Here is a 17611-nt window from a genome sequence, read left to right on the forward strand (position 1 = left end):
TGTGTTATACAAATACCGTCCGGTTGGACTTCATTTTGTATAGAGGGGGGAAGACAATGAGTGAAAAAAACCGCGTAACAAGACGTCAATTTTTAAACTACACGTTAACTGGTGTAGGCGGCTTTATGGCTGCTGGCATGCTAATGCCGATGGTCCGTTTTGCTGTTGATCCAATTTTAAAGGATGAAGCGGGAACGGACATGGTAGCGGTAGCGGATGTAAAGGACATTACGACCGAACCAAAGCGTTTTGATTTCAAAGTAAAAATAAAAGACGCTTGGTATGAGTCGGAAGAGCCGCGATCCGCATGGGTGTATAAAGACGAAAAAGGAGAAATCGTAGCGCTGTCTCCGATTTGTAAACACCTTGGCTGTACGGTAGACTGGAATACGGACAAGGAACATCCGAACCAATTTTTCTGTCCTTGCCATTACGGGCGTTACACTAAAGACGGTACAAATGTTCCTGGAACGCCGCCAATAGCTCCGCTAGACCGTTACGAGTACAAAGTGAAAGACGGCAAATTATACTTAGGTAAAGCGAAACCACGAGGGGAGGCGTAATACGTGTTAAATAAGCTTTATGACTGGGTTGACGAGCGTTTAGATATTACGCCTTTGTGGCGGGATATCGCTGACCATGAAGTTCCGGAACATGTTAACCCGGCCCATCACTTTTCCGCATTTGTTTATTGTTTTGGCGGATTAACATTTTTTGTTACTGTTATCCAAATTTTATCTGGAATGTTTTTAACAATGTATTACGTTCCGGATATTAAAAACGCTTGGGAATCGGTTTATTATTTACAAAATGAAGTGGCGTTCGGACAAATCGTCCGCGGTATGCATCACTGGGGGGCGAGCCTTGTTATTGTCATGATGTTTTTACATACGTTGCGCGTCTTTTTCCAAGGTGCATACAAAAAGCCACGCGAATTAAACTGGATCGTTGGTGTACTTATCTTCATGGTCATGATGGGGCTTGGTTTTACCGGCTACTTATTGCCATGGGATATGAAAGCGCTATTTGCGACAAAAGTAGGCTTGCAAATCGCTGAAGCAACGCCGATTATTGGCCCGGCCATTAAAACGTTGCTCGCAGGAGACCCGGAAATTGTTGGGGCGCAAACGCTAACAAGATTCTTTGCGATTCACGTTTTCTTCTTGCCTGCTGCATTGCTCGGCTTAATGGCTGCGCACTTCTTAATGATTCGCAGACAAGGTATTTCTGGTCCACTGTGATTCGCATAAACGCTGTTTAGTGAGAAGAAAAAGGAGGGAAACATGCAATGCATCGCGGAAAAGGAATGAAATTTGTCGGCGATTCCCGCGTGCCCGCAGTGAGAAAGCCGAATATTCCAAAAGATTATTCGGAATATCCCGGGAAAACGGAAGCGTTTTGGCCGAACTTCCTATTAAAAGAATGGATGGTTGGCTCCGTCTTTTTGATCGGTTTTTTATGTTTGACGGTCGCCCATCCATCTCCATTAGAGCGTATCGCTGATCCGACGGATACGGCATATATTCCGCTTCCGGACTGGTATTTCTTGTTCTTATATCAATTGCTTAAATATTCGTATGCATCAGGTCCTTATACAGTGGTCGGGGCAATTGTGATACCAGGGTTGGCATTTGGTGCGTTATTGTTAGCGCCGTTTTTGGATCGCGGTCCGGAACGTCGTCCATGGAAGCGTCCTGTCGCTACCGGAATGATGCTTTTAACGCTTGCGTCAATGGTATATTTAACTTGGGAAGCCGTTGTTACGCATGACTGGAAAAAAGCTGCTGAACAAGGAAAAATCCGGGCGGAAGTGGAAATTGACAAAAACGCAGAAGGATATAAAATTGCCCAAGCTAACACATGTACGTCCTGCCATGGTGAAAACTTATCCGGCGGTGCAGCTGCGCCATCGCTTATTGGCACAGGCTTGAAACCGGAAGAAATCGCGAAAATCGCAAAAGAAGGTAAAGGCGGCATGCCTGCAGGCATTTTCAAAGGTACGGACGAAGAGTTGAAAAAACTCGCTGAATTTATTGCGGGACTTAAAGAGAAATAAACATTCACCAAAGGAAAAGCTGACTATGATTAGTCAGCTTTTTCTATTACAGCGATCAACAGGAAGCAGGTGTGTATTTTCATGAAATGGTTTTATCCGCTGCTGGCCCATCGTTCCGTGTTATGGCTTTTGCTTATAGTCAACGTGATCGGGACGATTTACGGATATATATGGTATCGTTATCAATTAGCGGAGACGCCGCCAATTTTTTTGCCGTTTGTTCCAGATAGCCCAACCGCAAGTTTATTTTTTGTGCTAGTTCTGATTGCGTTTTTGCTCGGCCGTCATTTTCCGCTGCTTGAAGCGTTGGCAATCGTGACATTAGTGAAGTATGGCGTTTGGGCGGTCGTGATGAACTTGTTAGTATGGAAAGTGACCGGAACGCTTGATGTCGCAGGATGGATGTTAATCATTTCTCACGGTGCCATGGCGGTCGAGGGAATATTATATGCTCCGTTTTATCGGTTTCGCTTGCCTCATTTAGCGTTCGCCGCGGTTTGGACGTTACATAATGACATCATCGATTATGTTTTTGGAATGATGCCGCGTTACAGCGTTTTAAATCAATATATGCCGCCAATCGGCTATTTTACGTTTTGGCTGAGTATCATTTCGATCGCGATTAGTTATATGTTATGTGTACGAAAAGGGAGACTTTTTCTTTCATTAAATTAATGGTCTACTCTTGTCCACTCCTTCATACATTGTAATAGTTAATGGAGGAGGGACAAGAATGAAGCGAATATGGCTATTTGCTTTTATCACGCTCATTTGTTTATTTCCATTGCATAATTACGCCGCCGAAAATGATGGTAGTTGGAAAAAACTGGATCGAATTTCTGATCAAGCGTTACAGTTGGCGAAAAATGGACGTTTCGAAGAAGCAAAGGAAGTATTGACGTATTTTTCCGATCAGTTTTTTCAAATGAACGCCCGGGACCGGCTTAAAACAGCAGATGAACTTCGCGCGATCACGATTACTCACGAAAATGCACTGAAAACGGTAACAGCATCCTCATTGCCGGAGGAGGAAAGAATTGATAAAGTAACACAGTTTCGCCTTGTTGTTGATGCGATTCATTCGACACATCAACCTCTTTGGTCAGAGATGGAAACAACAGTGATGGGGTCGTTTGATCAGCTTGAGAAAGCGGTAGAACAAGGAAAAGAGGAAGCATTTACCGCCTCTCTGCGTCAATTTTTAAACCATTATGAGCTGATTGAGCCAAGCGTCAAAATTGATGTGCAGCCTGAGGAAGCGAAAAAAATAGATAAAGAGATTGAAATGTTGCAAACACCGGCATTTCAACAATTAAGCCAAGAAGATCAGCAAAAACATTTAAAAAATATGCGCGCAGACTTACAGACGTTATTTGACGGCGTCAAAAAAGACGAAGCCGATCCATCCTTAATATGGGTGATCATTTCTACTGGAGGAATGATTGTATTGACACTATCTTATGTTGGATGGCGGAAATATCGCGGGGAGAAAGAAAAAAACCGCACCCATGAAAATGAATAGGGAAAAGGGGGGCGAGTGGCGCCCCTTTTTATTGTTCTAGCGGCTGCTTCCGTTCATCGAGTGTGAAACCTTCACCAAGCACATCATGGACGTCGGTGACAGCGACAAACGCATGGGGATCAACGGAAATAATGACGTTTTTTAAACGAGGCAGTTCGTTTTTCGCCACCACGCAATATAATACATCCCGATCGCGTTTCGTATAAGAGCCCCGCCCTTTTAAAATCGTTACGCCGCGATCCATTTCCGTTAAAATTTTGCTGGCAATTTCCTCGCTTTTTTCTGAAATAATCGTTGCTCCCTTCGCCGCATATCCACCTTCCTGCATAAAGTCGATGACGCGGGCGGCGATAAACACTGCAACGAGCGTATACATTGCCTCGCGGTAAGAAAGGTAAAGCAATGAAAGAGTAATAACGGCGGCATCAAACGTAAACATCGTTTTTCCCATGCTAATCCCTTTATATTTATGGACAAGTCGCGCGATAATGTCGACGCCGCCTGTGGTTCCGCCGTAACGGAAAATAATGCCCAGACCGACGCCGATAAATACGCCAGCAAATAACGCCGCTAGCGTCATATCATGCTTTAGCGGCATATGAATGGCGTAACGTTGAAAAATCCAGAGGAAAAGAGAAAGGCCTACCGTTCCGATAATCGTATATAAAAACGAATTGCGCCCAAGCAATTTCCAACCGATAAAGAAGAGAGGAATGTTTAACGCTAAGTTTGTAATGGATGGATCCATGTCAAATAAAAAGTAGAGAAGCAGCGTAATTCCTGTAAAGCCGCCTTCTGCTAAATTATTTTGCATGTTGAAATGGACAAGTCCAAACGCAAAAATGGCAGCACCAAGTAAAATGAAAATAATATTTTTTATTTTTAGCCCGAAAATCATATGGCTACCTCCGTTTTCATAGTAGTCAGCGTCCTTAATTATAGATGAAGTTGTTTGTATAAGCAATGTGCGCGCGTTAGGCGCAAAAATATTTGTCAAAAACGTTGCTTTTAGCTAACATGAAAACATGAGAGGTGACGTTTATGCAAGAAAAGACGATGAAGCAGCTGCAACAAGAGGTAGACGAATATATTAGCCAATTTAAAGAAGGGTATTTCAGCCCGCTCGCCATGCTTGCGAGACTTACCGAAGAGCTTGGCGAATTGGCGCGGGAAGTGAATCATTATTATGGCGAAAAGCCGAAAAAACAGACGGAAAAGGAAAAAACCATTGAAGAAGAACTAGGGGATTTGCTATTTGTCCTTATCTGTTTTGCCAACTCTCTCCATATCGATTTGCAACAAGCACATGATATGGTGATGGAAAAGTTTCGTACCCGTGATAAAAACCGCTGGACGCGAAAAGAAGAGGAGGAAGCATAATGGAGACAATCCGTATCGTCATTGCCGGTCCGCGTGGCCGAATGGGACGCGAAGCGGTTTCCCTTGTACAAAAGACCGATCATTTTCAGCTTGCTGCCGTCATTGACCGTAAAAATGACGGGGGAAATTTAGCGGATGTCGAAGGATTTTCCGGCATTCACGCCCCGATATATACCGATGCTGCCCGCTGTTTTGAAGAAATCAAACCGGATGTACTCATCGATTTAACGACACCGGAAGCAGGAAAAAAACATGCTGAAATCGCGCTTCGCTACGGAGTCCGTCCTGTCGTTGGCACGACCGGTTTTACGGATGAAGATATTCAACGTCTTACCACGTTAGCGGAAGAAAAAGGAATTGGAGCGATCATTGCGCCTAACTTTGCGATTGGGGCCATTTTAATGATGAAATTTGCGCAAATGGCGGCGAAATATTTTCCTGATGTTGAAATTATCGAATTACATCACGACCAAAAACTCGATGCTCCATCCGGAACCGCAGTGAAAACGGCACAGCTTATTTCGATGGTACGCCCGACAAAAAAACAAGGCCATCCGGATGAGAAAGAGACGCTTGCCGGAGCGCGCGGCGCGACGTATGACGGCATACCGATTCATAGTGTCCGCCTCCCGGGGCTTATCGCTCATCAAGAAGTGATTTTCGGCGGAAATGGACAAGCATTAACGATTCGCCATGATTCGTTCAACCGCGCTTCGTTCATGTCTGGAGTAAAATTGTCAGTAGAAACAGTCATGAAATTGCATACGCTCGTATACGGTTTGGAACACATTATCGAGTAAAACGGCCACTAAGCGGGGGTGCTATCGTGAAGATCGCGTTAATCGCGCATGATAAAAAGAAAGCGGATATGATTGAGTTTGTTACTGCCTATCAGCCGATTTTAGAACAGCATGAATTGTATGCGACCGGGACAACAGGTCTTCGCATTCAAGAGGCGACAGGACTGAAAGTGCATCGCTTTCAATCAGGACCATATGGTGGAGATCAAGAAATTGGCGCAATGATTGCCCGAAATGAAATGGATATGGTGATATTTTTCCGTGATCCGCTGACCGCGCAACCGCATGAGCCGGATGTCAGCGCATTAATTCGTTTATGCGATGTATATTCGGTGCCGCTTGCGACAAATATGGGGACGGCGGAAATTTTAATTAAAGGGTTAGAGCGCGGCGATTTTGCATGGAGAAACATTGTTCGTGGAAGAAAAGGTGAAATAAATGGATTATGAGCAATTACATATGTTAGCGTTCGGCGCCCATCCGGATGATGTCGAAATCGGGATGGGTGGAACGATTGCCAAATATGCCGAAAAAGGCTATCGCATTGGCATTTGCGATTTAACATTAGCCGAATTATCGTCAAACGGAACGGTGGAATTGCGGCAAAAAGAAGCAAGGGAGGCTGCGGATATATTAGGAGTGGCCACAAGAATAAATCTTGGCCTTCCGGACCGCGGCTTATATGTGACAGAAGAAGCGGTTAAAAGCATTGTTTCAGTAATTCGCCGATACCGCCCGCACGTTGTGTTTGCCCCTTATTGGGTGGACCGGCATCCGGATCATGGCCGCTGCGCACATCTTGTGGAAGAGGCGGTGTTTTCCGCTGGCATCCGCCGCTATAAAACAGAGCCGGACTTGCCGGCACATCGCGTTCATTCTGTCTATTACTATATGATTAATGCGTGGGACCGCCCGCATTTTGTCATCGATATTAGTGATACGATCGACAAAAAAATAGCCAGTTTGCGCTCCTATGAAAGCCAATTTACAAAAGCGGCTGGATCTGTCGATACACCGCTTACAGACGGCTATATTGAAATGGTGGAAAGCCGTGAGCGGTTATTAGGAAAAGAAGCTGGCGTGATGTTTGCGGAAGGATTTTTCGCAAAAAAACCACTTAAGATTGCCAATGATTTATTAGGAGTGTGACAATGAAGCTAAAAATAGGGATTGTTTGTTATCCAACAGTAGGCGGCTCTGGTGTCGTTGCGACCGAATTAGGGAAATTGCTGGCAGAAAAAGGGCATGAAATTCATTTTATTTCTTCGAGCATGCCGTTTCGTCTCAATAAAGTGTATGGCAACATTTATTATCATGAAGTGGGCGTCAATCAATATTCCGTATTTCAATATCCGCCATATGATTTAGCTCTGGCAAGCAAAATTGCTGAAGTGGCGAAGCGGGAGCGGCTCGATGTGTTGCATGCCCACTATGCCGTTCCGCATGCGGTTTGCGCTGTATTGGCGAAGCAAATGGTAGGCGGGAAATTAAAGATTGTTACGACATTGCACGGAACGGATATTACGGTGCTTGGATATGATCCATCGTTGAGCGATATGATTAAATTTGGCATTGAACAATCAGATGTTGTCACCGCCGTTTCGAATGCGCTTGTCAAGCAGACGTATGAGCTTCTTGACGTACAAAAACCGATCCAAACCGTCTATAACTTTGTGGACGAGCGTGTATATCACAAAAAAAATGCCAATCATTTAAAGAAAGAATATGGGATTGATGAGAACGAAAAAGTCATCATTCATGTATCCAACTTTCGAAAAGTCAAGCGGGTTCCTGATGTTGTGCGCGCTTTTTCTCTCATTCGCAAGCATCTGCCTGCGAAACTGCTGCTTGTCGGCGATGGACCGGAAATGACTGTCGTCAGCCGCCTTGTGACAGAGCTTGGACTTAGTGATGATGTACGCTTTTTAGGAAAACAAGACAAGCTCGATGAATTATATTCGATTAGCGATGTGAAGATGCTATTATCAGAAAAAGAAAGCTTTGGTCTTGTGCTATTAGAAGCGATGGCCTGCGGCGTTCCTTGCATTGGTACGACGATCGGCGGCATTCCTGAAGTGATTGAAGACGGTAAAACAGGGTTTTTATGTGAGCTTGGAAATGTGGAAGAAGTGGCAAATAAAGCGCTTCGCATTTTAACAGACAAACATCTTCACATGTATATGGCCAAGCAGGCGGTTCAAACGGTATATCAAAAATTTTATTCGGAACAAATTGTGGAACAATATGAAGATATTTATTTTTCATTGGCAAAGGGGTGAGGTGATGAAAGAACCATTTCAAAAAGCGCTCGGCATTATTCAAACATTGCAGCAGCACGGATATGAAGCGTATTTTGTAGGCGGTGCGGTGCGCGATCTTTTATTAAATCGAGAAATTGGCGATATTGATATTGCTACATCCGCGCTGCCAGATGAAGTGATGCAATTATTTCCAAAAACGATTGATATCGGTTCGCAACACGGAACGGTAGTGGTTGTCCATAACGGAATTTCCTACGAAGTGACAACGTTTCGAACAGAAAGTGAATATGAAGATTATCGTCGGCCGGGGGCGGTTACGTTTGTCCGATCCCTTTATGAAGATTTACAGCGCCGTGATTTTACGATGAATGCGATCGCGATGGATGCAGAAGGAAAGTTGATCGATCCATTTGGCGGGCAAGAGGCGATTGCAAATCGTATCATTTGTACGGTCGGTGATCCAAAAGCGCGTTTTTCAGAAGATGCGTTAAGGATGATGCGCGCGATCCGGTTTGTTGGTCAATTAGGATTTTCCCTTGATGAAGAAACAAAGCAGGCGATTATAGAAAACGCTGCGCTTCTTGCCCATATTTCGGTGGAACGGATGACGATGGAGTTTGAAAAGCTGCTTGAGGGTCCGTTTGCTAGCCGAGCTTTGTCTTTACTAGTAGAAACAGGGTTGTTTTTATATTTACCGATGCTGCGTGACAAAGAGAATGAATTGCAGGCAGCTGCCCGCTATAATTGGAGGCTGCTTGATTCACGCGGGCAGCGGTGGGGATTTTTATGCTATATCCTTTGCATCGATTCGGCCGCTGACTTTTTACGAGCGTGGAAGCTGCCGAATCGGCTGATCAAAGAAGTGGAGATGGCGTTACGGATTTTACAAACGATTCCTTCGAACAGTGATTGGACGAAAGAGCGATTATTTGAATTCGGACTTGAGCATGCGATTGCCGCGGAAACGATTCGTTCAGTGGCAAGCGGCGAAAATGTGGAGGAACATCGAAAGAAATTGAACGAATTGTTTATGTCTCTTCCGATTAAAACAAAGAAAGAATTAGCAGTAAGCGGAAACGACATCATGAAATGGTTTGGCAAACCGGGAGGGCCTTGGGTAAAAGAGATATTGACACTCATTGAACGAGCGGTTATTCATGGAGAAGTAGATAATCATAAGGAGCGGATTCACGAATGGCTCATTCATCGCAATCTGATACGCGGAGAAAATTGTTAGAGCTATTTTCAGAGGCGAATGGAGATTTTATTTCTGGACAAAAAATTAGTGAAGTGCTAGGTTGTTCACGTACGGCTGTTTGGAAACATATCGAAGAATTGCGGAAAGAAGGGTTTGAATTAGAAGCGGTGCGCCGTCTCGGCTACCGCATTGTAAAAACTCCTGATAAAGTGACAGCAAATGAAATTCAACTTGGTTTAAAGACGGAAACGTTCGGCCGCTATATTCATTTTGAAGAGGAAGTAACATCTACGCAAAAGATCGCTTTGCGCCTTGCGTATGAAGGAGCAAAAGAAGGGACGCTTGTGATCGCGGAACAGCAAACGGCGGGACGCGGACGGATGGACCGCAAATGGTTTTCTCCAAAAGGAACGGGAATATGGATGAGTCTCATTTTGCGTCCGCCAATTCCGCCGCAAAAAGCGCCGCAGCTTACTTTGTTAACAGCAGTTGCGATTGCGCAAGCGATCCAAGAAAAAGTGAACATCGTCCCGGACATTAAATGGCCGAACGATATTTTAATCAATGGAAAAAAGTGTGTCGGTATTTTAACGGAACTGCAAGCAGACCCTGATCGGATTCATTCGGTGATTATCGGCATGGGCATTAATGTCAACCAAACATTGGATCAATTTCCAGAAGAAATTCGCACGATTGCTACATCGCTCGCCATTGAAAAAGGGGAGCGCATTCCACGCGCGCAGCTGGTCCAAGAAATTCTGCTGCGGCTTGAAAGATTATATCAACAGTATTTACAATACGGCTTCCGTCCCATTAAACTATTATGGGAAGGATATGCGACAAGCATCGGAAAAGAAATTACCGCACGAACGTTAAACGGGACGATCAAAGGAATTGCACTGGGCATTACCGATGAAGGTGTGCTTATGCTTGAAGATGAAGAAAAACATATCCATTATATTCACTCTGCCGATATTCAATTATAAACATTCATCTAGAAAAAATGTAACAATTTTGTTAAAATACGAACTAACAAGGAAATGGGCAGTATCTTTTGCGAAAGAACTGCACCGGGCAAGAAGGACAATCAAATAAAAAACGATCTGCCTTGATCCTTAGAAGGACTTGGACAGAGGGATGAACTCAGCCGATTGTTGCGATAAGCGTCCTTCTTTCTCAAGGTAGAGAAAGAAGGTTTTTTTGTTCGGTGATTCATCTCCTCTGCGACAAAAGAGGAGGGAATAGATAATGAAAACGAAAAGCGATTTTTTCAAAATGAAGCAAGAAAATGAACCAATTGTCATGCTGACTGCTTACGATTTCCCGTCGGCGAAACTGGCGGAGGCGGCGGGTGTTGACATGATTTTAGTCGGCGATTCGCTCGGAATGGTCGTTTTAGGGTATGATTCAACGATACCTGTTACCGTCGAAGATATGATTCATCATACGAAAGCGGTTCGTCGCGGAGCGCCGAATACGTTTATCGTAACCGATATGCCGTTTATGTCTTATCATTTATCCATGGAGGAAGCGCTCCGCAATGCTCAACGCATAATGCAAGAATCAGGAGCGAACGCAGTGAAAGTGGAAGGCGCCGATGACGTTGTAAACGTTATTCGCGCCTTTACAAAAGCAGGGGTTCCAGTTGTTGCCCATCTTGGACTTACTCCGCAGTCTGTTGGAGTGCTTGGTGGTTATAAAGTGCAGGGGAAAGATGCGGAAAGCGCACGAAAATTAATAGAAGACGCTAAGTTATGCGAGGAAGCCGGCGCAATCGCCCTCGTTTTGGAATGTGTGCCGAAACAAATTGCCGCGGAAATAACGAAACAGTTGACGATTCCAACGATCGGTATCGGCGCTGGTGACGAAGTGGATGGCCAAGTGCTAGTATATCATGATGTTCTTGGATATGGGGTAGATCGTGTTCCAAAATTTGTAAAAAAATACGCTAATATTCAAGAAACCATTTCTCACGCGCTCGCAAATTACATCGCTGATGTGAAATTACGGCAGTTTCCAGAAGCCGCTCATATGTTTACGATGAAAGAAGAAGAATGGATTGCGCTATATGGGGGAAAACGAACATGATCGTGACAACGAAAATACAGGATATGCAAACCATGATGCAGCAATATCGCCTTGAAGGAAAAACGATCGGTTTTGTACCGACGATGGGGTATTTGCATGAGGGGCATATTGCTCTGTTAAAAAAGGCGCGCGAGGAAAATGATATCGTTGCATTAAGCGTTTTTGTGAATCCGCTTCAGTTCGGTCCAAATGAAGACTTTGCGCGATACCCGCGCGATATAGAACGTGATGAGCGCATTGCAAAAGAAAACGGTGTAGACGTTTTCTTCTGCCCCAGTGTAGAGGAAATGTATCCACACCCATTGAGCGTACAAGTGACCGTGAAAGAACGCGTTGATGTGCTTTGCGGAAAATCAAGACCTGGTCATTTCGATGGAGTGGCTACCGTTTTAACGAAATTATTTCATATTGTCATGCCGACCCGTGCTTATTTTGGAATGAAGGATGCGCAGCAAGTTGCTGTTGTGGATGGACTTATTCGGGATTTTCATTTTCCGATCGAATTAGTGGCTGTGCCGACTGTTCGCGAAGAAGACGGCCTTGCAAAAAGCTCTCGTAATGTTTACTTATCGCCGGAAGAACGGAAGGAGGCGCCGGCGTTATATCAAGCGCTGCAGCAGGCAAAAACAGCGATTGAGAACGGAGAGCGCAATCCAGAGACGATTTGTGCATTAGTGAAAAATTATATTCAAACACATACACATGCAGAGATTGATTATGTAGAAGTTTATTCTTACCCAGATTTAAAGCCGCTTGAAAAGCTGCATGGAAAAGTGATTATCGCGGTTGCAGTTCGCTTTATAAGCGCTCGCCTCATCGATAATATTACACTGGACATCGTGTAATTATGATTTTGCTACTTGCTTTCTTTAGGGGGGATTTTTCATGTTTCGGACATTAATGAATGCGAAAATTCATCGCGCGCGTGTGACAGAAGCAAATTTGAATTACGTTGGCAGCATCACGATCGATGCCGATATTTTAGATGCAGTTGGCATGGTGGCTAATGAAAAAGTGCAAGTTGTCAACAATAACAATGGGGCGCGTTTTGAAACATATATTATTCCTGGCGAGCGCGGCAGCGGAGTATTTTGTTTAAATGGCGCAGCTGCCCGTCTTGTGCAAAAGGGTGATGTCATTATTGTGATTTCCTATGCCATCGTTCCTGAGGACAAAATTGCCCAACATCGTCCGAAAATCGCTATTATGGATGAAAACAATCGCATTCAGCAGCTAATTGTCGAAGAGCCAGCACATACGGTTTTATAATAAAAGAAAGGGAGAGGGGGCTGTTTCGAGAGCGAAAAGTCCCCTCTCGTTACGTTTTTTTATTTTGAGGTGACAACATGAAAGACCGTTTTGTCATTATTGATTTAGAAACAACGGGGAATGTTCCGAAAAAAGGCGACCGCATCATTCAGCTTGGCATGGTGGTCATTGAGAACGGGCAAATTGTTGATCGTTTCTCTAGTTTTTTTAATCCAGAACGAGACATTCCTCCATTTGTTCAGCAATTAACAAATATTACTGAACAAATGGTCGCGGATGCACCTAGTTTTGCTGAGGAAGCTGCAAAAGTGGCTGACATGTTGCAACAGTCTTATTTTGTTGCTCATAACGTCTCTTTTGATTTGCAGTTTTTGCAGGAAGAATTGCATATGGCAGGATTGCCCCCGTTTTCAGGACCAACGATTGATACGGTCGAACTTGCTCGCATTGTCTTTCCGACTGCCGAAAGCTATAAATTAGGAGATTTAGCAAAACAGCTGCATATTGACCATAACCAGCCGCATCAAGCCAATAGCGATGCGGAAGTGACAGCGAAATTGTTCATTGCGTTACTGAACCGTTTGCGTCAACTGCCGCTTATAACATTGCAGCATCTAAAGAGATTGTCTCCTTATCTTAAAAGTGATTTATATCCATTGTTAGACAATATCATTATGGAAAAGATGGCGTCTTTAGCGGATGAAAAGTCGTATATATTTTACCGCGGCATTGCACTGAAAAAACCTGTTTCGATGCAAAGAAAAGAGGAAGATCATCATAAAGACGCCTCATTTGCCGCGTTTTTTGCTGGCCCGCATACGCTTCCGCTTGATCATTATGAAAGACGAGATGGGCAATGGGAAATGATGAAGCTCGTTTATGAGGCGCTCGAAACGTCTCAGCACGCTTTAATCGAAGCGGGGACAGGAATTGGCAAATCGCTGGCGTATTTAATTCCAAGCGCTTTTTTTGCATATGAACAGCAAAAACGTGTTGTGATTAGTACACATACGCTTCAGTTGCAACAGCAACTTCTTGAACGGGATATTCCTTTTTTAAAAGAGGTCGTTCCGTTTCCGCTTCGCGTAGCGGTGCTGAAAGGAAAGCGCAATTATCTTTCATTGGACAAGTTCATCGCTTTTTTGCAGGAACATCATCAAAATTACGATGTTGTGTTATTAAAATGTCAGCTTCTTGTTTGGTTGACGCAAACGGAAACGGGAGATATGGATGAATTGAATGCATCGTCCGGCGCGCGTTTATTTTGGCCGCTGTTAGTTATGGATGAAGAAGATAATGGCGGCAAATATAATTTCTTTTGGAGAGCGAAGCAGCGAGCGGAAGAAGCTCATATTGTGATTACGAATCACGCTTTTTTATTGCATGATGTTACTGCTTCTACTCCGCTTCTGCCTGATTATGAGCATATGATTATGGATGAAGCGCATCATTTAGAAGAGGTAGCGTCCCATTATTTTGGACAGCAAGTGGATTATGTTTCGATTCGTTTAATACTAACAAGAATTGGAAAAGTGAATGAAAATGGTTCGCTCGCAAAATTAATGAAATTATTTGCCGGGCGCCATTGGAATGCGGATGATCATTTTTTTCGCTGCGGGCAGCTTGTAGAAGAACTTCAGTTTGAGTGTGATGAACTGTTTCGCATGATACGCCGTTATGCATTAGAAAGGAAATCAGCGGAATCTGGACGCTGCCGCTACCGATTTGAACCACAAAAAGAAAGCGGCCGCCAATGGAGTGCAATGAAAGAATTGCTTTGGCGCATCCGCGGCCATGTTGCCAACCTTGTCGATGAAACAAAACAGTTGCAAACGTTTTTTTCAGAAAACAACATGGAATCATCCATATCTGCCCAGCCCTATTCCTATTTTTCCGACGTTTCATCCTTGAACCAAATCATTGATACATTATACGATTTATTCGAAAGCGATGACCCAATGGTGGTCCGGTGGATTGAAGCGGAAGAAAAAGGAGCAGCTAATGCAACGGCTGTTTACTCACAGCCCATTCAGTTGGATGAATTTTTTGCCGAACGGCTGTTTATGCCGAAAAAAAGTATTGTGCTTACCTCGGCGACATTAACGATGAATGGCAGCTTTGCATATATAATATCCCGTTTTGGATTAAGCGATTTTTATCCGATTTGCCAAACGATTCCGTCTCCGTTTTCGTATAAAGAACAGGCAATGTTAATGATTCCAAGCGATTTTCCGCCGATTTCTTCTGTATCTTTGGAAGAATATGCTGCCGTAGTTGCTGAAGGGGTATCACAAATTGCCGAACGAATCAAAGGAAAAATGCTTGTTCTCTTTACGTCATATGAATTGCTCAAATTGACGGCAGCCGCGATGAAGATGGAGGAACGGAATGAAGACTATGTATTGATTGCTCAAGGGGTGCAAAGCGGGAGTGCGACAAAACTGACAAGAGCGTTTCAACAGTTTGATCAAGCCATTTTGTTTGGAACAAGCAATTTTTGGGAAGGTGTAGATTTGCCTGGTGACGAATTGTCGGTAGTAGTGATTGTCCGTTTGCCATTTGCACCGCCAGATGATCCAGTGATCGAAGCAAAAAGCGAGTATATTCGCGCCAAAGGCGGGAATCCTTTTTACGAGTTGTCTCTTCCGGAGGCTGTACTTCGCTTTAAACAAGGTTTTGGAAGACTAATTCGAACGAAAAAAGATAAGGGTGCGATATTTGTTTTTGATCGCCGGCTTACATCTGCTTCATATGGAAAATACTTTTTAAACTCGTTGCCGTCGCTTACGATTTATGAAGCATCGCTTGATCAACTTTTGCAAAAACTTGAAAAATGGCTATGATAAATGGACGGAAAATGGCGTAATCTATAGCTAAACTGACTGGTCCAATTTATTCGGCAAATAGCTGGAAAAAGCGCCTTGCCGCACGCATATAGATGCAAAAGCAAGGCGCCTGTTAAAAATATGTGTGGTGTAGGCGGGCAATTTTTTATGAAATAAACAGGCAAACCTGTTATAATAGTGAAGAAATACAACATGTCATATTGTTGTTGTATTTGTATTGTTGCCGTTGTACCTTATTTGTATAAGTAACAAAATTTGTGTCGCACAGGAGGAAGCAATATCATGGAAAGTAAAATTGAAGTGCTTGCTACCGTAAAAATTCAACATTCTGATGATTTATACAAAATTGTTGATTGCCTGAACCGAACGTTGAAACGAAATAATCTTATGTTTGGATTAGCTTTGGATGAAAAGGATAAAAAACAGGCTATTTTTACGATTTATCGTACGTAAGATGTGATGGAAATGAAAAAATGGGGTGTTTTCATCTTCATTTTTTTATGTCTTGGAGTTTGGCAGGCGATTTCTGTTTATCAAGATGCCTTGAAGCCGAAACAGTCGTTGGAAGAAAAGGCATTAGAACGTGCGAAAGAAAAAATTGCTTTCACGCATATCGAGCGCACTTATACATACTACGGTGAAAAAACTTATATTGTGTTTATCGGCAAGAATAAGCAAGGGGAAAAATATATTGCTTGGGTTCCTGAAAAAAAAGGAAATATCGTTGTCAAACGAGCGGAAAGCGGCATTACGGAAGCAGAAGCGATTGCGAAATTAAAAGCGGAGCGTCATCCGAAAAAGCTCATTTCCGCTAAGCTTGGCATGGAAAAGGGTGTACCTCTTTGGGAGTTGACATATATCGATCAATATAATCGCTATTCGTTTTACTACTTAAGTTTTACTGACGGGACATTTCTAAAGAGGTACAGTTTTCAACAATGACGTAATTAGGGGGAAGAAACGATGAAACTTGCAAAGCGGGTTGCTTCACTTACACCATCCACGACATTGGCGATTACGGCAAAAGCAAAAGAACTAAAAGCAGCAGGCTATGACGTGATCGGCTTAGGGGCAGGCGAGCCGGACTTTAACACGCCTCAGCATATTATCGACGCAGCCGTAAAAGCGATGAATGAAGGGCATACGAAATATACGCCATCAGGAGGCCTGCCGGCTCTAAAGGAGGAAATTATTAAGAAATTCGAAAAAGACCAGCAGCTTCATTATGAGCCGTCAGAAATTATCGTTTGTGTCGGAGCAAAACACGCGTTGTATACGTTGTTTCAAGTTATTTTAGACGAAGGGGATGAAGTGATCATCCCGACTCCATATTGGGTTAGCTATCCAGAGCAAGTGAAGCTTGCCGGCGGTGTACCCGTTTACGTCGAGGGGCTAGAGGAGAATCACTTTAAAATTACGCCAGAACAGTTAAAAGCGGCGATTACCGACCGGACAAAAGCAGTGATTATTAATTCGCCAAGCAATCCAACGGGAATGATTTATACGGAAGAGGAGCTAAAAGCGCTTGGGGAAGTTTGCTTGCAGCACGATATTTTAATCGTGTCTGACGAAATATATGAAAAATTAGTGTACGGGAATGCAAAACACGTATCCATTGCGCAGTTGTCGCCAGAGTTAAAAGAGCAGACGATCGTGATTAACGGTGTTTCCAAATCGCATTCGATGACAGGGTGGCGGATTGGATACGCGGCTGGAAATAAAGAAATTATTCGGGCAATGACCGACCTTGCAAGCCATAGCACATCAAATCCGACCTCGATCGCGCAATATGCGGCAATTGCCGCGTACAGCGGACCACAAGAGCCGGTGGAAGAAATGCGAAAAGCATTTGAAGAACGGTTAAATATCATTTATGAAAAACTGATTCAAATTCCGGGGTTTACTTGCGTTAAACCACAAGGAGCATTTTATTTGTTCCCGAACGCTCGTCAAGCTGCGGAAATGGCTGGTTATGATACGGTGGACGAATTGGTTAAAGCGTTGTTAGAAGAAGCAAATGTTGCGCTTGTTCCAGGATCTGGATTTGGTGCGCCGGACAACGTCCGTCTATCTTATGCAACTTCGCTTGATGTGTTGGAAGAAGCAGTGAAACGCATTAAACAATTTATGGAACAAAAACTTCAGCGCTCTTGATCAAAAGCGGCTTTGCCCACGGCAGAGCCGCTTTTCT

The 17611-nt window shown here is 43.7% G+C and carries 20 protein-coding genes; 19 read left to right on the plus strand and 1 reads right to left on the minus strand.

The genetic code is table 11. From position 1 onward, the window contains the following. Positions 1 to 56: 56 nt before the first annotated feature. The 5 genes from FNL97_RS06535 to ypjB all read left to right on the plus strand — a co-directional run bounded on the left by FNL97_RS06535 (position 57) and on the right by ypjB (position 3578). Positions 57 to 563: a QcrA and Rieske domain-containing protein gene (locus tag FNL97_RS06535; protein ID WP_015864266.1), complete on the plus strand. Its 507-nt coding sequence runs from the start codon at positions 57 to 59 to the stop codon at positions 561 to 563. A 3-nt stretch (positions 564 to 566) separates the two neighbouring features. Beyond that, on the plus strand, positions 567 to 1241 hold the full coding sequence (gene qcrB, locus FNL97_RS06540) for a menaquinol-cytochrome c reductase cytochrome b subunit (RefSeq protein WP_015864265.1): 675 nt from the start codon (positions 567 to 569) through the stop codon (positions 1239 to 1241). A 47-nt stretch (positions 1242 to 1288) separates the two neighbouring features. Beyond that, on the plus strand, positions 1289 to 2056 hold the full coding sequence (locus FNL97_RS06545) for a menaquinol-cytochrome c reductase cytochrome b/c subunit (protein WP_143415236.1): 768 nt from the start codon (positions 1289 to 1291) through the stop codon (positions 2054 to 2056). 81 nt (positions 2057 to 2137) lie between these two features. Further along, the gene (gene lhaT, locus FNL97_RS06550) at positions 2138 to 2731 is read left to right on the plus strand and encodes a lipoprotein heptaprenylglyceryl N-acetyltransferase LhaT (protein WP_143415237.1); all 594 of its coding nucleotides are present in this window, start codon (positions 2138 to 2140) and stop codon (positions 2729 to 2731) included. Positions 2732 to 2789: 58 nt separating this feature from the next. Continuing rightward, a complete protein-coding gene (gene ypjB, locus FNL97_RS06555) occupies positions 2790 to 3578 on the plus strand; it encodes a sporulation protein YpjB (protein ID WP_062678518.1) in 789 nt (262 codons plus the stop codon). A gap of 28 nt (positions 3579 to 3606) precedes the next feature. On the opposite strand, the gene FNL97_RS06560 is transcribed toward ypjB, so the two are convergent. Then, entirely contained in the window at positions 3607 to 4476 is an 870-nt protein-coding gene (locus tag FNL97_RS06560; RefSeq protein WP_062678517.1) for a YitT family protein, read from the minus strand. 143 nt (positions 4477 to 4619) lie between these two features. Between FNL97_RS06560 and FNL97_RS06565 the strand changes: the two genes are divergently transcribed. From FNL97_RS06565 to FNL97_RS06630, 14 genes are all read left to right on the plus strand, one after another. Continuing rightward, a complete protein-coding gene (locus FNL97_RS06565) occupies positions 4620 to 4958 on the plus strand; it encodes a nucleotide pyrophosphohydrolase (RefSeq protein WP_015864260.1) in 339 nt (112 codons plus the stop codon). Next, positions 4958 to 5758 carry a 4-hydroxy-tetrahydrodipicolinate reductase gene (gene dapB, locus FNL97_RS06570; RefSeq protein WP_015864259.1) on the plus strand — a complete coding sequence of 267 codons (801 nt, stop codon included), beginning with the start codon at positions 4958 to 4960 and terminating at the stop codon, positions 5756 to 5758. Before FNL97_RS06565 ends, dapB begins: the two co-directional genes overlap by 1 nt. Before the next feature lie 26 nt (positions 5759 to 5784). Next, entirely contained in the window at positions 5785 to 6207 is a 423-nt protein-coding gene (gene mgsA, locus FNL97_RS06575; protein ID WP_015864258.1) for a methylglyoxal synthase, read from the plus strand. Continuing rightward, complete coding sequence (bshB1, locus tag FNL97_RS06580) at positions 6197 to 6907, plus strand: bacillithiol biosynthesis deacetylase BshB1 (RefSeq protein WP_015864257.1); 711 nt, start codon at positions 6197 to 6199, stop codon at positions 6905 to 6907. Before mgsA ends, bshB1 begins: the two co-directional genes overlap by 11 nt. A 2-nt stretch (positions 6908 to 6909) precedes the next feature. Then, positions 6910 to 8037: an N-acetyl-alpha-D-glucosaminyl L-malate synthase BshA gene (gene bshA / locus FNL97_RS06585; RefSeq protein ID WP_015864256.1), complete on the plus strand. Its 1128-nt coding sequence runs from the start codon at positions 6910 to 6912 to the stop codon at positions 8035 to 8037. A 4-nt stretch (positions 8038 to 8041) separates the two neighbouring features. Next, on the plus strand, positions 8042 to 9256 hold the full coding sequence (locus FNL97_RS06590) for a CCA tRNA nucleotidyltransferase (protein WP_143415238.1): 1215 nt from the start codon (positions 8042 to 8044) through the stop codon (positions 9254 to 9256). Continuing rightward, positions 9214 to 10203 (plus strand): biotin--[acetyl-CoA-carboxylase] ligase, encoded by a 990-nt coding sequence (locus FNL97_RS06595; RefSeq protein ID WP_143415239.1) that lies wholly within the window; start codon positions 9214 to 9216, stop codon positions 10201 to 10203. Before FNL97_RS06590 ends, FNL97_RS06595 begins: the two co-directional genes overlap by 43 nt. Positions 10204 to 10465: 262 nt before the next feature. After that, the gene (panB, locus tag FNL97_RS06600) at positions 10466 to 11305 is read left to right on the plus strand and encodes a 3-methyl-2-oxobutanoate hydroxymethyltransferase (protein WP_143415240.1); all 840 of its coding nucleotides are present in this window, start codon (positions 10466 to 10468) and stop codon (positions 11303 to 11305) included. Then, positions 11302 to 12150 (plus strand): pantoate--beta-alanine ligase, encoded by an 849-nt coding sequence (gene panC, locus FNL97_RS06605; protein ID WP_143415241.1) that lies wholly within the window; start codon positions 11302 to 11304, stop codon positions 12148 to 12150. The genes panB and panC overlap by 4 nt, the downstream gene beginning before the upstream one ends. Positions 12151 to 12190: 40 nt before the next feature. Further along, on the plus strand, positions 12191 to 12574 hold the full coding sequence (panD, locus tag FNL97_RS06610) for an aspartate 1-decarboxylase (RefSeq protein ID WP_143415242.1): 384 nt from the start codon (positions 12191 to 12193) through the stop codon (positions 12572 to 12574). 77 nt (positions 12575 to 12651) lie between these two features. Beyond that, positions 12652 to 15417, plus strand: a complete 2766-nt coding sequence (dinG, locus tag FNL97_RS06615; protein WP_143415243.1) for an ATP-dependent DNA helicase DinG — start codon at positions 12652 to 12654, stop codon at positions 15415 to 15417. A gap of 285 nt (positions 15418 to 15702) precedes the next feature. After that, positions 15703 to 15873: a YpmA family protein gene (locus FNL97_RS06620; RefSeq protein WP_015864249.1), complete on the plus strand. Its 171-nt coding sequence runs from the start codon at positions 15703 to 15705 to the stop codon at positions 15871 to 15873. Between the two features lie 6 nt (positions 15874 to 15879). Next, a complete protein-coding gene (locus tag FNL97_RS06625) occupies positions 15880 to 16362 on the plus strand; it encodes a cell wall elongation regulator TseB-like domain-containing protein (RefSeq protein WP_015864248.1) in 483 nt (160 codons plus the stop codon). 21 nt (positions 16363 to 16383) lie between these two features. Further along, a complete protein-coding gene (locus FNL97_RS06630) occupies positions 16384 to 17574 on the plus strand; it encodes a pyridoxal phosphate-dependent aminotransferase (RefSeq protein ID WP_015864247.1) in 1191 nt (396 codons plus the stop codon). Positions 17575 to 17611: the final 37 nt, after the last annotated feature.

The sequence above is a fragment of the Geobacillus sp. E263 genome (genome assembly GCF_007197795.1).
Taxonomy (GTDB): domain Bacteria; phylum Bacillota; class Bacilli; order Bacillales; family Anoxybacillaceae; genus Parageobacillus_B; species Parageobacillus_B toebii.

What these genes read in the sequence shown, in the direction of transcription:
- FNL97_RS06535 (WP_015864266.1), top strand. Translation starts at nt 57, where the DNA reads ATGAGTGAAAAAAACCGCGTAACAAGACGTCAATTTTTAAACTACACG.
- FNL97_RS06545 (WP_143415236.1), top strand. Translation starts at nt 1,289, where the DNA reads ATGCATCGCGGAAAAGGAATGAAATTTGTCGGCGATTCCCGCGTGCCC.
- lhaT (WP_143415237.1), top strand. Translation starts at nt 2,138, where the DNA reads ATGAAATGGTTTTATCCGCTGCTGGCCCATCGTTCCGTGTTATGGCTT.
- ypjB (WP_062678518.1), top strand. Translation starts at nt 2,790, where the DNA reads ATGAAGCGAATATGGCTATTTGCTTTTATCACGCTCATTTGTTTATTT.
- FNL97_RS06560 (WP_062678517.1), bottom strand. Translation starts at nt 4,476, where the DNA reads ATGATTTTCGGGCTAAAAATAAAAAATATTATTTTCATTTTACTTGGT.
- FNL97_RS06565 (WP_015864260.1), top strand. Translation starts at nt 4,620, where the DNA reads ATGCAAGAAAAGACGATGAAGCAGCTGCAACAAGAGGTAGACGAATAT.
- dapB (WP_015864259.1), top strand. Translation starts at nt 4,958, where the DNA reads ATGGAGACAATCCGTATCGTCATTGCCGGTCCGCGTGGCCGAATGGGA.
- bshB1 (WP_015864257.1), top strand. Translation starts at nt 6,197, where the DNA reads ATGGATTATGAGCAATTACATATGTTAGCGTTCGGCGCCCATCCGGAT.
- bshA (WP_015864256.1), top strand. Translation starts at nt 6,910, where the DNA reads ATGAAGCTAAAAATAGGGATTGTTTGTTATCCAACAGTAGGCGGCTCT.
- FNL97_RS06590 (WP_143415238.1), top strand. Translation starts at nt 8,042, where the DNA reads ATGAAAGAACCATTTCAAAAAGCGCTCGGCATTATTCAAACATTGCAG.
- FNL97_RS06595 (WP_143415239.1), top strand. Translation starts at nt 9,214, where the DNA reads ATGGCTCATTCATCGCAATCTGATACGCGGAGAAAATTGTTAGAGCTA.
- panB (WP_143415240.1), top strand. Translation starts at nt 10,466, where the DNA reads ATGAAAACGAAAAGCGATTTTTTCAAAATGAAGCAAGAAAATGAACCA.
- panC (WP_143415241.1), top strand. Translation starts at nt 11,302, where the DNA reads ATGATCGTGACAACGAAAATACAGGATATGCAAACCATGATGCAGCAA.
- panD (WP_143415242.1), top strand. Translation starts at nt 12,191, where the DNA reads ATGTTTCGGACATTAATGAATGCGAAAATTCATCGCGCGCGTGTGACA.
- dinG (WP_143415243.1), top strand. Translation starts at nt 12,652, where the DNA reads ATGAAAGACCGTTTTGTCATTATTGATTTAGAAACAACGGGGAATGTT.
- FNL97_RS06620 (WP_015864249.1), top strand. Translation starts at nt 15,703, where the DNA reads ATGGAAAGTAAAATTGAAGTGCTTGCTACCGTAAAAATTCAACATTCT.
- FNL97_RS06625 (WP_015864248.1), top strand. Translation starts at nt 15,880, where the DNA reads ATGGAAATGAAAAAATGGGGTGTTTTCATCTTCATTTTTTTATGTCTT.
- FNL97_RS06630 (WP_015864247.1), top strand. Translation starts at nt 16,384, where the DNA reads ATGAAACTTGCAAAGCGGGTTGCTTCACTTACACCATCCACGACATTG.